The organism is Paraburkholderia sp. GAS32, from assembly GCF_050434225.1.
Taxonomy (GTDB): Bacteria; Pseudomonadota; Gammaproteobacteria; order Burkholderiales; family Burkholderiaceae; genus Paraburkholderia; species Paraburkholderia madseniana.
Genome location: NZ_JBNPVS010000028.1, coordinates 35,874 through 48,680 on the forward strand (window position 1 = coordinate 35,874; position 12,807 = coordinate 48,680).

16 protein-coding genes are annotated in these 12,807 nt (G+C 59.6%); 12 read left to right on the forward strand and 4 right to left on the reverse strand.

Features of this window, described 5'->3' with window-relative positions; genetic code table 11:
* Positions 1 to 7 precede the first annotated feature (7 nt).
* The 3 genes from P3T25_RS29150 to P3T25_RS29160 all read left to right on the forward strand — a co-directional run bounded on the left by P3T25_RS29150 (position 8) and on the right by P3T25_RS29160 (position 2,201).
* The gene (locus P3T25_RS29150) at positions 8 to 1,249 is read left to right on the forward strand and encodes a molybdopterin-dependent oxidoreductase (protein WP_429360281.1); all 1,242 of its coding nucleotides are present in this window, start codon (positions 8 to 10) and stop codon (positions 1,247 to 1,249) included.
* Between the two features lie 15 nt (positions 1,250 to 1,264).
* Positions 1,265 to 1,699 carry a c-type cytochrome gene (locus P3T25_RS29155; RefSeq protein ID WP_154561181.1) on the forward strand — a complete coding sequence of 145 codons (435 nt, stop codon included), beginning with the start codon at positions 1,265 to 1,267 and terminating at the stop codon, positions 1,697 to 1,699.
* Positions 1,700 to 1,766: 67 nt separating this feature from the next.
* A complete protein-coding gene (locus tag P3T25_RS29160; RefSeq protein ID WP_429360283.1) occupies positions 1,767 to 2,201 on the forward strand; it encodes a hypothetical protein in 435 nt (144 codons plus the stop codon).
* Positions 2,202 to 2,270: 69 nt separating this feature from the next.
* Here the strand turns inward: P3T25_RS29160 and P3T25_RS29165 are convergent, their stop codons facing one another.
* Positions 2,271 to 3,167: a LysR family transcriptional regulator gene (locus P3T25_RS29165; RefSeq protein WP_429360285.1), complete on the reverse strand. Its 897-nt coding sequence runs from the start codon at positions 3,165 to 3,167 to the stop codon at positions 2,271 to 2,273.
* Positions 3,168 to 3,274: 107 nt separating this feature from the next.
* Here P3T25_RS29165 and P3T25_RS29170 point away from each other — a divergent pair, with 107 nt between their 5' ends.
* Positions 3,275 to 4,408, forward strand: a complete 1,134-nt coding sequence (locus tag P3T25_RS29170; protein ID WP_429360287.1) for a TDT family transporter — start codon at positions 3,275 to 3,277, stop codon at positions 4,406 to 4,408.
* Between the two features lie 366 nt (positions 4,409 to 4,774).
* On the opposite strand, the gene P3T25_RS29175 is transcribed toward P3T25_RS29170, so the two are convergent.
* Positions 4,775 to 5,146 (reverse strand): YciI family protein, encoded by a 372-nt coding sequence (locus P3T25_RS29175; RefSeq protein WP_171929655.1) that lies wholly within the window; start codon positions 5,144 to 5,146, stop codon positions 4,775 to 4,777.
* Positions 5,147 to 5,412: 266 nt separating this feature from the next.
* On the opposite strand from P3T25_RS29175, the gene P3T25_RS29180 reads away from it, so the two are divergent.
* Positions 5,413 to 5,928, forward strand: coding sequence for an SRPBCC family protein (locus P3T25_RS29180; protein ID WP_429360289.1), 516 nt, complete (start codon positions 5,413 to 5,415; stop codon positions 5,926 to 5,928).
* Positions 5,929 to 5,978: 50 nt separating this feature from the next.
* Complete coding sequence (locus tag P3T25_RS29185; RefSeq protein ID WP_429360291.1) at positions 5,979 to 6,404, forward strand: SRPBCC family protein; 426 nt, start codon at positions 5,979 to 5,981, stop codon at positions 6,402 to 6,404.
* Between the two features lie 65 nt (positions 6,405 to 6,469).
* On the opposite strand, the gene P3T25_RS29190 is transcribed toward P3T25_RS29185, so the two are convergent.
* The gene (locus P3T25_RS29190) at positions 6,470 to 6,847 is read right to left on the reverse strand and encodes a hypothetical protein (RefSeq protein WP_429360293.1); all 378 of its coding nucleotides are present in this window, start codon (positions 6,845 to 6,847) and stop codon (positions 6,470 to 6,472) included.
* 297 nt (positions 6,848 to 7,144) lie between these two features.
* Positions 7,145 to 8,068, reverse strand: coding sequence for a LysR family transcriptional regulator (locus P3T25_RS29195; RefSeq protein ID WP_429360295.1), 924 nt, complete (start codon positions 8,066 to 8,068; stop codon positions 7,145 to 7,147).
* 167 nt (positions 8,069 to 8,235) lie between these two features.
* Between P3T25_RS29195 and P3T25_RS29200 the strand changes: the two genes are divergently transcribed.
* The 6 genes from P3T25_RS29200 to P3T25_RS29225 all read left to right on the forward strand — a co-directional run bounded on the left by P3T25_RS29200 (position 8,236) and on the right by P3T25_RS29225 (position 12,685).
* Positions 8,236 to 8,976: a glucose 1-dehydrogenase gene (locus tag P3T25_RS29200; protein WP_429360297.1), complete on the forward strand. Its 741-nt coding sequence runs from the start codon at positions 8,236 to 8,238 to the stop codon at positions 8,974 to 8,976.
* Complete coding sequence (locus P3T25_RS29205; RefSeq protein WP_429360299.1) at positions 8,973 to 9,893, forward strand: SDR family NAD(P)-dependent oxidoreductase; 921 nt, start codon at positions 8,973 to 8,975, stop codon at positions 9,891 to 9,893. The genes P3T25_RS29200 and P3T25_RS29205 overlap by 4 nt, the downstream gene beginning before the upstream one ends.
* A 23-nt stretch (positions 9,894 to 9,916) precedes the next feature.
* On the forward strand, positions 9,917 to 10,645 hold the full coding sequence (locus P3T25_RS29210; protein WP_429360301.1) for an SDR family NAD(P)-dependent oxidoreductase: 729 nt from the start codon (positions 9,917 to 9,919) through the stop codon (positions 10,643 to 10,645).
* Complete coding sequence (locus tag P3T25_RS29215; protein ID WP_266259844.1) at positions 10,639 to 11,088, forward strand: ester cyclase; 450 nt, start codon at positions 10,639 to 10,641, stop codon at positions 11,086 to 11,088. The genes P3T25_RS29210 and P3T25_RS29215 overlap by 7 nt, the downstream gene beginning before the upstream one ends.
* A gap of 95 nt (positions 11,089 to 11,183) precedes the next feature.
* Positions 11,184 to 11,615: a RidA family protein gene (locus P3T25_RS29220; RefSeq protein WP_429360304.1), complete on the forward strand. Its 432-nt coding sequence runs from the start codon at positions 11,184 to 11,186 to the stop codon at positions 11,613 to 11,615.
* Between the two features lie 584 nt (positions 11,616 to 12,199).
* On the forward strand, positions 12,200 to 12,685 hold the full coding sequence (locus P3T25_RS29225; protein WP_429360306.1) for an N-acetyltransferase family protein: 486 nt from the start codon (positions 12,200 to 12,202) through the stop codon (positions 12,683 to 12,685).
* The last annotated feature ends 122 nt before the right edge of the window (positions 12,686 to 12,807 follow it).

Consider the following 12,807-nt stretch of genomic DNA (forward strand, 5'->3'; position numbering starts at 1 on the left):
GATGACCATGAAGAACGATGAACGCGACATCTTCCAGCAGCGCCGCAGGCTGCTCGGTGGCCTCGGTGCGCTGGGGCTCGCGGCATTGACGAATCCCATAACGGGGAGGGCAGCACCAGGCAATAACATCATGCTGCCCTTCGAAAATGGTGCACGCCCGCTTACGTCCGCGTTTCCGCAGAAGTCCAACGTCATACTGCAAAGAACGCGGCCGCCGTTAATCGAAACGCCGTTCGAGGTGTTCGACCAGGGAGTCTTTACGCCAAACGACCGCTTCTATGTGCGGTGGCACCTTGCGAACATTCCAACGTCCGTGGATCCGGCCGCGTTCAGGCTGGACATCCGGGGTCACGTGAACGGGACCGTCAGCCTGACGCTGAACGATCTTGTGAAAAAATTCCCGCGCTTCGAAATTGCCGCAGTCAATCAATGCTCGGGGAATTCCCGCGGCTTTTTTAGTCCCCGCGTGCCAGGCGGTCAATGGGCGAACGGCGCGATGGGCAACGCTCGGTGGACGGGCGTGCGGCTGAAGGATTTGCTGACGCATGCCGGTGTCGGCGCAAACGCAGTGCAGGTGCGCTTGAACGGCCTCGATACCGGCGTGATTCCGCAGACGCCGAAATTCATGAAGTCGCTCGCGATCGACCACGCGCTCGACGGCGAAGTGATGGTCGCCTATGCGATGAACGGAGAGCCGCTGCCGCTGCTCAACGGCTATCCGTTGCGGCTTGTCGTGCCCGGCTGGTATGCAACGTATTGGGTCAAGATGCTGCACGACATCGAGGTGCTGGACAAGCCCGACGACAACTTCTGGACTGCCAAGGCCTACCTCGTCCCCGATAACCATTTTGCCAACGTGCATCCCGGCGACAAGGACTTCAAGCAGGTGCCCATCAATACAATGCTGCCCCGGTCGTTCTTCACCAATCTGCGCTCTGCGGGCACGGTACAACGCGGTCAGCCAATGCTCGTACGCGGCATTGCGTTCGGCGGTCTCAACGCGCTCGCCAAGGTGCAGTTTTCGTCCGATGGCGGCCGCAACTGGACCGACACCGCGATGGGCCGCGATTACGGCCGCTACAGTTTTCGGCAGTGGCAGACGACGGTCAGTTTCCCGCAAACGGGCAGCCGCACACTGATGGTCCGCGCGATCGACTCGACCGGACAGGCGCAGCCGGATAGACCGAACTGGAACGGCGCGGGCTTCATGCGCAACGTCATTGAATCCGTCGATATCAACGTAGTCTGACACGAGGCGAAAACCATGAACTTGAAGCTGCTTCGTATCGCGGCGGTCTGGGCCGCCCCTGTCGCCGTCGGTGCCATTGCCGCGCTGACCGGCAGTCACTACCTGCCTGAATCGATCGCCGGACAGGCGCAGCGGCAGGCCGCCCTCGTGCCTCCGGTGCATTTCGCCCCGCTCGACGTTTCTTTGCCGGCAGGCAACACACTCTTTCCACCCGGCGAAGGCGCAGAGATCGCGAACGCCAACTGCGTGATGTGTCATTCGACCGGAATGGTGCTGCGCCAGCCACCGCTGACCACTCCCGAGTGGAAGACCGAGATCATGAAGATGCGCAACGGCTTCGGCGCACCGATTCCTCTCGATCAGGTCGACCAGCTTGCTCACTATCTTGGCGTTATCAATGGGAAGAAGAATGAAGCGGGCCCCTCCGGTGTCGACAACCAGGCCAGCTGACGTACAAGCATCGGACCTGGGAACGCGCGGCTGCGAGTGTGTTCCTGCCCAAGGACTCGACGCTTGCATGCCGCCAATCCGCATGCGGCCTGGTATCGGGACAGCCGCACGACTCGCCGCCGTCGGCTTGCAGATCTTCGCACCGAAATGCGCGCTTTGCTGGACCGCCTACGCTGGCCTCGTTAACGCAAGCTGGTTCGTCGCAACGAACATTCATCCGATCTGGGCGTCGCTTGCAGCGCTGTCCTCGACGCTCGCCGTGTGCATCAGCCTGCTCGCGGCGCGGCGAACGCGCCGCTATCGAGCCTGGTTGTGGACGGCAGCTTCGTGGTCGTTCCTCATTGCCGGCTGGTTGCTCGACTGTTTTCCCGTCAGATGCCTAGGATTCGGTTTGCTCGCAGCCAGCTTTACCTACGCTGGACTTACCCGCAGAGTGCGCGCCCGTACGTCAACGGGATCGGCGCCCGGTTCGCTGGAAGCGGCCGCGGCGCAATCCGGCTAGCAGCATGCCGACGGGCGCCAATTGACCGTTACGACGACGCGAGACGCCACGATGACGCCCCCTCGTCCGCTAGACGATCATGTGTTCGAACATCTGATCGGCGAGCGTGCGAAAGGCGCGCGCGCTCGGGCTCAACGCACGCGCCTTACGCCAGATCATGTTCAGATCCCGCTCGATCTTCAGGTCGTGCACCCGCAACTGCACTAGCACGCCTGTGGCGAGTTCGTCGGCGACCGTTTGGCGCGACACCCAAGCGACCGCATTGCCAAGGCGCAGCATCCGTTTGATCGCCTCCGCGCTGCCCACCGACAGCTTCGGCGACAGCTCATAGCCGTGCCGGGCATACGCGTCCTCGATCACCATGCGTGTGCCGGACCCGGGTTCGCGCATCACGAGTTCGGCATTGCCGACCTCCGCTGCGCTGACGCGGCGCTTGCGCGTCAGCGGGTGGCTGGCGCCGGCGACCGCAATCAGTTCGTCACGACCAATGACGGCCGCATCGAACGCCGATGCGTCGTATGGTCCTTCGATCAGCCCAAGCTGCCGTTCATGCGCCAGCACCGTCTCCTCGACATGTTCGGTGTTCGACACCGCGAGGTCGACCGTGATGCCTGGATATAACCGCCGGAACTCGTCCAGAACGGGAGGCAGCAGATAAACGCCAATCGTGCGGCTTGAGGCGAGCCCAAGGTGCCCGCGCGTCAAACCCGCGAACTCGCCGATCGCGGTTTCGGCTGCGTCCGCCAGCGAGAAAATCTGCGCGGCGTATTCGGCAAGCAGACGGCCTGCCTCAGTGGGCTGCATGCCGCGCGGGAGCCGGTCGAACAACGGCACGCCGACTCGTTCCTCCAGTTCGCGGATCTCGCGCGTAAGCGCCGGCTGGCTAACGTGAAGTCGCTCCGACGCGGCGGTGACGCTGCCGGTCTCCGCAACAGAAAAAAACGCCGCGAGATGGGTGAAGTTCATCGTCTTCTGTATATCAAATAGGCATTGATTCCATAGTAATGATGTATTTTCAATATGGGTAGCAAATCCGCACAATCAGTTCATTCCGTTTCGCTGTGGAGATGACCATGTCCAGCCAGATTGGTGCACACGAGGCCACGTCCTTGCAACACTTCTCCGACAAGATTCGCCAGTTCACGCCGAACTGGTTCGCGATGACAATGGGTAACGGCATCGTGTCGCTCGTGCTCGCCGCGTTGCCCCTGAGCTTTCCGGGCCAGCATGCACTCGCCGTTTCGTTGTGGTGCGTGGACATCGTGCTCTATGCGGTGTTCACGGCGATGTTCGCTGCGCGCTGGATCTTCTATCCAGAAACGATCAAACCCCTGCTGCATCACCCGCTTCAATCGATGTTCCTGGGCACCTTGCCAATGGGTCTCGCGCCGATCATCAACGGCATCGTGCTGTTCGCAGGACCGCATTTCGGCGCAAGTGCCTACTCGCTCGCGTATGCGTTGTGGTGCTGTGACGCACTGCTGGCAGTCGTTGTCGCGGTGGGAGTGCCGTACCTGATGTTCACCGAGCAAAGCCATGCCTTCGAACGCGTTACAGCCGTGCTGCTGCTGCCGATTGTGGCGCCCGAAGTGGCGGCGTCAAGTGCCGCGGCGCTTGCCCCGCACCTGGTCGAACGAACCGCGCAGCTCGTCGTCGGCGCAGGCTATCTTCTGTGGGCGATTTCGGTGCCGCTCGCCTTCTCGGTGCTGACCGTCGTCTTCCTCCGGCTGGTCATTCACAAGCTACCGCATCGTGATCTGGGCCCATCCAGCTGGCTAACTCTCGGCCCGATCGGCACTGCCGCGTTGGGACTGCTTACGCTGGGCCAGGCTGCGCCCAGCGCATTTGCCGGCACTACACTCGCGAACGTTGCCGCCATGGCACGCGACTTCGGCCTGATCGGCTCGCTGATCCTGTGGGGCGCGGGCGTGTGGTGGTTTGCGGTCGCGCTCCTCTTCACATTGCGCTACCGCCGCGAAGGCTTGCCGTTCAACCTCGGCTGGTGGGGCTTCACGTTCCCGCTCGGTGTCTACACCGCGGCGACGCTGAGCCTGTATCGGGTGACAGGGTTCGAGGCGTTCGCCGTGGCCGCCGTGCTGTTCGCAATCCTGCTGTGCGGACTCTGGAGCATCGTGCTGTCGTGGACGTTGCGGGAAGTGGCACGCGGTCGCCTGTTCTACGCGCCTTGCCTTGCCACCGCGCGCTAGCTAGTTATCGATTTTCGGCTGGGGCCCCGGTCAGGGGGCTGCCGCATCGAATACCCTCGCCGTATAGTTTTGCGACTCGGCAGGCGATAAACTCATGCTCGAAAGCGGGCATTGGAAGCGTCAGCTTTCGACGTGACGCGAAGGACCGAAATGGCCGATGACTTCACTGGCAGCACGCGTGCACGAATGACCGCTGGACCTCGGAAGCCGCCGTTCACGTCGCGCTAGCTCCAACGGCCGGAGAGGGTCGATCACAGGCGTCGCCGCTCGGCCCAGAAGTAGCATCGTCGCGATGACTCACCAAGCCGTGAAGGTGTTTGAGGAGAACAGAGCCCCAACGCATATTTGAGACACGCGTCCAAGCCCTCATCGGGACCAGTAGAAATCCACGGGGATAAGCTCGACGACCCATCCACCTTCTTCGCCCAGCGTGGCCGCCGGGTGCATGGAGGCGATGCGCAACGCCTCGTCATGGGTATCCGCCTCGATGATGAACAGGCCGCCCACGACTTCCTTCGACTCGGTATAGGGCCCATCGGTGACGTGCGTCTTGCCACTGCGCGGGCGGAGCGTCCTCCAGTTGTCCAGATCGCCAAGCGATGCGGAAATCAGTACCTTGTCGGTAGCCCGCATCTTGTCGTCCAATGCGGGGCATTGGCTCACCAGTTTCTTGACGTCGTCTGGCGCCATCGCGGCGAATTTATCGGGGGTGAAGTAGGCCAAGCCGAGGTATTTCATGGGAGATCCTTTGGGTGTGAATAACCTGACGACGAAGCTGATGATCGAAAATCGACAATCTTCTGAAAAGTTTGTAGCGGGTCTCGCCAGACTGTCCGCTTTTGGGGTCGCGCGGTGCCGACCGCCGGGCTCGTGCTGTACATGCGGATCGCGTGAGGCAGAGGTCGGCCAGGTTCAGACACTTGACACCGCCCCGCTAATGGGCGTCAACAATCTGTGCAGTTCAAAACTGCAGCAGTACAATTGCAACCGATTACGGGGCGAATATGGGCTTGCGGGGATTGCTGCTGAAAGGCATCGCTGTCATTGTTGTCGGCGTGATTGGAACCCTTTTTGTCCTGCGCGAAGATAGCAGCGTGCATGCTGACATTCTCATCGATCGGCCGCCTGCCGATGTCTGGAACGTCGTATCTAACAGCACAGCGTATCCCGATTGGAATCCCTTCATTACTCGTGTTGACAGCGACTTCAGGGAGGGAGAGACAATCCGCATTGTGCTAGGCATTGGACCGGATTCGATGGTGTTCAAGCCGACTGTTCTGGTCGTTCGTCCGGAACAAGACCTTTGCTGGCGTGGCAGTGTATGGATTCGGGGCGTCTTCGACGGCACACATTGCATTCACCTCACGGCAGTAACCGGCGGCACCCATCTTGAGCAAACGGAGTCTTTTTCGGGATTGCTCGTTGGGCGGTTGACGAAAGAAGTGATCGAAGAAACTCAGCGGAACTTTCAGGCGATGAATGCCGCGGTTAAGCAGCGCGTGGAAACGAAAACGCCCTGAACGCCCGCTTGTCGCGCGACACTCAACGGTGTCAATGCGAAGATAGCAGCGTGCATGCTGACATTCTCATCGATCGGCCGCCTGCCGATGTCTGGAACGTCGTATCTAACAGCACAGCGTATCCCGATTGGAATCCCTTCATTACTCGTGTTGACAGCGACTTCAGGGAGGGAGAGACAATCCGCATTGTGCTAGGCATTGGACCGGATTCGATGGTGTTCAAGCCGACTGTTCTGGTCGTTCGTCCGGAACAAGACCTTTGCTGGCGTGGCAGTGTATGGATTCGGGGCGTCTTCGACGGCACACATTGCATTCACCTCACGGCAGTAACCGGCGGCACCCATCTTGAGCAAACGGAGTCTTTTTCGGGATTGCTCGTTGGGCGGTTGACGAAAGAAGTGATCGAAGAAACTCAGCGGAACTTTCAGGCGATGAATGCCGCGGTTAAGCAGCGCGTGGAAACGAAAACGCCCTGAACGCCCGCTTGTCGCGCGACACTCAACGGTGTCAATGGCCGCAGTCGCTGGTCGGCCACAAGCGGTCATCCGGCGTTGCCGGCCAAATCATCAACAATTTTCGCAATCATGGGGCGGGTGTGGACAGCGATCGGATCTACCCCGGGGGGACCAACTTCGCCCGCGTCGAATGCTAGATATACCTGGTTAAACAGCACGGGCCAAGAGTCTTCTCCCAGCGTAGTAAAGTCGTCGTACACGAAACCGATAACAGCGATCGCGACTGCGTCACAAAACCAGAAGGGAAGTCGGCCCTCATGAAACCCGACAGCCAAATGTCGAGCCATCACGTCGTACGCCTCGCGCCTCGTCGAGCCGGCAATCTCGGTCCAGCGTTCCAAGTCACGCGGCGATAGCAATGGGCTTGGGCATTTTTGCTCATAACGAGATCGCAACTGCTTCATAAAGTCTGCTTGCAGGTCGTCGGGTGATGCAGGGCTCATATGGGCGGTCAGGTTACGTGACCGATGGAGTATAAGGCCGCAGCACGATAGCGTATCGAACGGCCGCTTACAGCGATCTCAGAGGTCCGCTCAGGGTCGAGCTGAGCCGCACGCCAGCAATCTCCGGCGCATCGCTTATCCATTGAGCGTCGTACCGGGTTCGGCCATAAAGCGACGCTCGTTCGACTGCGACATATGGCTGAACTTCGACACGTTCCGGTCATTCGTCCGATTTTTTATCAGATATCCGCGGATTTATCAGGCATCTGTCTGGCGGATCGGCTTCGCCAGTTCGATCAATAGGCTGCGCAGCCACCGATGAGCCGGGTGAGCATCTGTCCGCCGATTCCAGAGAAGATGAAAGGTCACGGGGGCAACCTGAATTGGTAACCGATGGATGCTGAGGCGTTCCAAGACGCTGCAATGTGCTGCGACTCCGTACATCACTGTCGCGATGTAGCCGGTTTCCGCGACCACGATCGGGGCGATGTACGGGTGCGCAACTGAAACACCGATGCGCCGGGCGCGACCGATCTCCGCGAGGACAATGTCAACGACGCCTTTGTCGTCGGCCTCCGGAGAAACAAGGACGTGAGTGGCTGCGACAAAATCATCGACGGTATCGAACGACGATGAAGCAGGCGATCCCGCCCGTGCGATGCCGACGAACGGCTCCTCGAACAGCGGGTGGTGAAGAATCCTCGTCTCGTTGCCTGGCGCTACTCCGATAGCGAGGTCGACGTCCCCGCTATCGAGAAGTGCGATAGCGTCCCGTCGATCGACGAAGGAGCGTGCCCGCAAGTCGATGCCCGGGGCGTCGACGGACAGCCTGGCGGCGAGCTGGGGCAAAAGAAGGTAAGCGGGGTGATCCGCGAGCGCAAGTGTGAACACGTGATTGCTGGTCGCCTGATCGAAAGCCGGCTCCAACTGAAGCGCGGTACGGACAGTTTCCAGCGCCTGTCTAAGCGGAAGCGCCAGATCGCTCGCTCGCGGCGTGGGAGCAAGCCCATGCGAGCTGCGCACAAATAGCTGATCCCCGGTTGCGCTTCGCAATCGGGCGAGGGCCGCGCTCATAGCCGGCTGGCTGATCCCTATACGTGCTGCCGCACGAGTGACATGCCGCTCGGCCATCAACGCGTCGAAAGCGACCAGCAGGTTCAGGTCGAAACCTTCAATATCCATGCGACGAATGATATCAAATAAACATCATTTGTTGGATATATGGCTATGCGCTCCCATAATCAATTCGAAGCTGATCGCTCAGTCTTCTTGAGTAGTTGGTATTCCCATTGACGCGTGGCCACTGCGGCTCACGCGGGATAGTCAAAGCATCGAAGGAGAGTTTGCCGATGTCTGTTCCATCTAACGTCGCGATCGTCACTGGGGCGTCGCGTGGTATCGGTGCAGCGATTGCGCGCCGATTGGCCGAAAGCGGCTTCACTGTGATCGTCAACTATGTTTCGAATAAGGAGGAGGCAGACAACGTTGTCGCCTCCATCACCGTGGCCGGCGGCATCGCACATACCGTCCGGGCCGATATCAGCAAGGCGGATGACTTTGCCCGGCTGTTTGACGAGGCAGAGGCGAAGGCAGGCCCCGTTGCATTGCTCGTGAACAACGCCGGCCTCATGTCTGCAAAGCGTATCGCGGAGGTCGACGATGAATGGTTCGACCGGTTGTTTGCGATCAACGTGCGGGGCACGCTCAACGGCTGCCGCCTCGCCGCGACCCGGCTTGTCGACGGTGGTGCCATCGTCAATCTTTCTACGAGCGTGATCGGCATGTCGCCGCCGGGATACGGTCCGTATTGCGCGAGCAAGGCTGCGGTAGAGGCACTCACGCGCAGTCTGTCGAAGGAACTGGGTGCGCGCGGAATTCGCGTCAATGCAGTGGCACCCGGACCGACCGATACCGAACTGCTCCACGGAGCGAACACGCCGGAACGGACGCAGGGTTTTCGCGACATGACGCCGCTCGGTCGATTGGGCGAGCCCGACGACATCGCCAATGTGATCGCTTTCCTTGGCACGCCCGCTGCGGCGTGGATCAACGGACAGACGATCCGTGTCAACGGAGGCGTCGTCGCATGAGTCAACAGACCATCCTGATTACGGGCGCCGGCTCCGGCTTCGGCAAGGTCATCGCTCTCGAGCTTGCACGGGCTGGGCACATCGTCTACGCGTCGATGCGCGACCTTGGCGGGCATTCAAAAGAACGGGTTGCGGAATTGCGTGCCGTTGCCGACAAGCAAAAGATCGCGTTGCGGCCGGTTGAACTCGATGTTCGGAGCGAGGCGAGCGCGCGCGCCGCTGTTGATCTGATTCTCGCGCGGGAAGGGCGTATTGACGTGGTGATGAATAACGCCGCAATGATGATGCATGGATTGACGGAAGCATTTCGACCCGAGCAGATCGCGGAAATTATCGATCTCAACGCGATCAGCTGGGTGCGGGTGAACCGCGCGGCATTGCCCGTGATGCGTCGCGCCGGACGTGGCCTGCTGATTTATATCGGCAGCGGCATCAACCGGCTTCCTGATCCGTTCACTGGCCCTTATGCGGCCTCCAAGGCTGCCGGCGATGTGCTCGCGGAAGTCATGGGGCTGGAGGTGGCGCGGTACGGTATCGAGACCGTCATCGTCCAGCCCGGTGCCTACACCTCCGGGACTAACCATTTCAAGAATGCGGTGAGCCCGGTCGACGCGGAAGTGGTGTCGCAGTACGACCGTCTTGCTGGTCTTGCGGGAGAACTGGCCGAACGTCTCGACAGAACAAATCTGCCGGACCGGCGTCACGATGTCGAAGAGGTGGCCGAAGCTGTTCGCGACATCGTCGCGATGACTCCGGGTACGCGCCCGAGGCGAGTCGATATCGACCCGCAAGGTCGAAATGTCGGCCGCATCAATGACGTTACCGCCGAACTGCAGCGGGACTACTTCCGTCGGTTAGGTGTCGAGGATCTGCTGCAGCCGGGAGTCGAAGGCGCGGGATCGTTGAGCATCCGATAAACATATATGAGGGTAAGTTAAAGATGTCGAATGAAATAGCAGGCAATGGTGTAAGGGCAAAGGTTGCGGTAGTCACGGGCGGTACACGCGGCATAGGAGACGCCCTGGCGCGTGAATTCGTTGCACGCGGTTTTACCGTGGTGATTACCGGGCGTCGCGCGGATGAAGCCGAGCAGGTTGCGCGAGCTCTTTCGAAAGATGGGGCAAGCGTATCTGGATACCCCGTTGAAATTATTGACGAAGAGTCGGTTGCCCAGTTCGCCCGCTGGCTGAAGGACAGCTTCGGAACGATCGATGTGCTTGTGAATAACGCCGGAGCGCACTTCGATTTCGCGAACGATGTGCTTGCGCCGGACCTGGTGGCTGCGGAGATTGCATTCAGGACCAACGTAATCGGTACGTGGCGAATCACGACAGCGTTGCTGCCGCTGATCGATCGAAACGGCCGCGGCCGTATCGTTAACGTCTCCAGCGATATGGGCTCGTTGAGCCTGCATTACCCGGGGGCACCGGGTTACAGCATCTCTCGTGCGGCGCTGAACATGCTCACGGTGAAACTCGCGGATGCATTGCACAGCGAACGCATTCTGGTCAATGCGGCCTCACCGGGTCATGTGCGAACCGCGCAAGGCGGCCCGGATGCACCGTTGTCTGTCGAGGAGGGGGCAACTGCGGTGATACATGCGGCGCTGCTTCCCGACGATGGTCCTACCGGTCAATTTTTTCGTGAATCCGCTCCGGCGGCATGGTGAACAACATGGCTTCCAGTAACGTTTCGCAGTTAATGCAGCAGTTTTACGCTGCCTTTGAAAAACAGGATGTCGACGCGCTCAGGGCAGTAGTGACCGAAGACTGGCAGGATCTTCCACTCGCGCCGACGCAGACCCCTGGACCCGATGGAGTCGGTCCGGTGTTCGCGATGCTGTCAAACGCATTCGACTCCCTCGAGGTCATCGTCGACGACGTGCTGGTCGATGGCGATCGCGTAGGTGTGCGCGCGCGAATGAGTGGCGTCCATGTGGGCCCGCTTTTTGGTGTGGAGGGCAAACAGGCCAGGTTCAACATTGCGTTGCACGAATTTCACGAGCTTCGCGACGGACGGGTTGCGCGCACGTACCATCTGGAGGATTGGCTCGCGTTCTTTACGCAGGTTGAAGCATTTCCTGGTTCCCCGGGGATTGAGAATCCAGCGTAGCGTGGAGAGTGAGCGGAGCAGAAGGGTGGTCAGGACGAACGAGGCTAAGTCTTCCTGCTCCGCGAATGGAGTCGGCTATAACGTATTACTCATGAATGCAACAACGCTCGACCTTTGAGCCTCATACAGACGAGCCCATGATGCGAGCCATTAACCCGGCTGGACAATCGATTCCCCAGACCTCGCAGGCCATGCTTGTTTCCGGCGATAACCTGCTGTTCATTTCCGGGCAAGTGGCATACGGAGCTGAAGGGGTTATCGGCAGTGATCTCGAGACTCAACTCAACGAGGCGTTCAAGAATCTACAGACCGTTTTGCACGAAGCCGGCGCGACGTTTGAGCATGTGGTGCGTCTAACCATCTATGTGGTCGACTACGATCAATCGATGCTGCCGACAATCCGATCAGTCCGGGGACGCTACGTCAATATGGAACGCCCGCCCGCTAGCACGCTACTCGGAGTCAGCGCGCTGTTCCTTCCCGGAGTACTTGCCGAAGTCGAAGCCGTGGCGACGATTTCGCGGTAGCTCGGTTGGTCGCCGTGGCGCACGATGTAGGTATGTGTCGCCTCGAAATGCGAGCGGTTCGGAACCGGAAACTGGACGTTTCTATTATCTTTTCCCTTGAAGGGCCAACAAGCGTATCACTTTGCTGCCGTCTTCCGGTCCAGCATCAGGGGTTCACTTCACCGTGAGGGCTGAATTTGATCCATAAGGGGAACAACAAGTCTCTCGGAAAGGATTTGCGAGAAGAGGGTCTCATCGTGATGACTGCGTAATTGCCATGCGAACGTGTCCACGGTGGTGGCTCGTCGACAGCAATATTTTCTCCAGTTAATCAAAGGCTGCTTTGGATCAGATAGGAGCCATCAACCAACGGAATAGCCAACGACTGCATCGGGTCGCCTTGTGCCACTCGCATAGATACTGCGCGCGGCGACCCCTTACGTTTGCGTCGGACCGGGTGCGGCCACAACCGGTCGTTCGACATCGCCGCTCAGATCGCTGACAATCTCTTACTCGCACCCGCGCCCACCGGCGCAATTCTGCATCCGAAAGAGCCTTAAATGACTGGAATATCCATCAGGTCCGCAAATATCGACGATGCTCAAATGATCGCCGATTTTCACGTGAAGGTCTGGAGGCACACCTACAAGGATCTTGCGCCAGCGGAAGCATATGCCATCCTCAACGAGCAATATCGTGGCGAGCAGTGGAAGGAAAAACTGTCTTCGAATGACAGCAGCCAGGTCGTGCTCATTGCTGAGATTGACAGTAGAACCGTTGGAATCGGAGCCGCTGGGGAGCCTTCAGAATCGATATTTGACGGCCGCGGCGAGATCAAATTCCTTTATGTCGATCCCGACTTCAAGCGCCGCGGCATCGGCCGCGAGTTGCTTACACAACTCGCGATTCATTTGAGAGAAATGCACTATCAAGGAGCCGCTTTAAGCGTCGTCAAGGGAAACGAACCCGCAATCGCCTTTTACGAGGCGCTAAATGGCCGGCCAGCAGGCGAGTACATCGATCCGGGACCGGTCTGGCGATCGCAAAACATCGTCTTCGCGTGGGACGACGTTGCGAGTCTGATCCCCTGAGAAATGTCACTTGCGCAGACGGCGCAAGTCCCAGCTCTATCGAGCGTTCCTGGAGCCGAGAGCGGCCAACACCGGTAGTGGAGGCCGCAGCGGCGATCGGACTATGAAAACGAAGCGTGCCA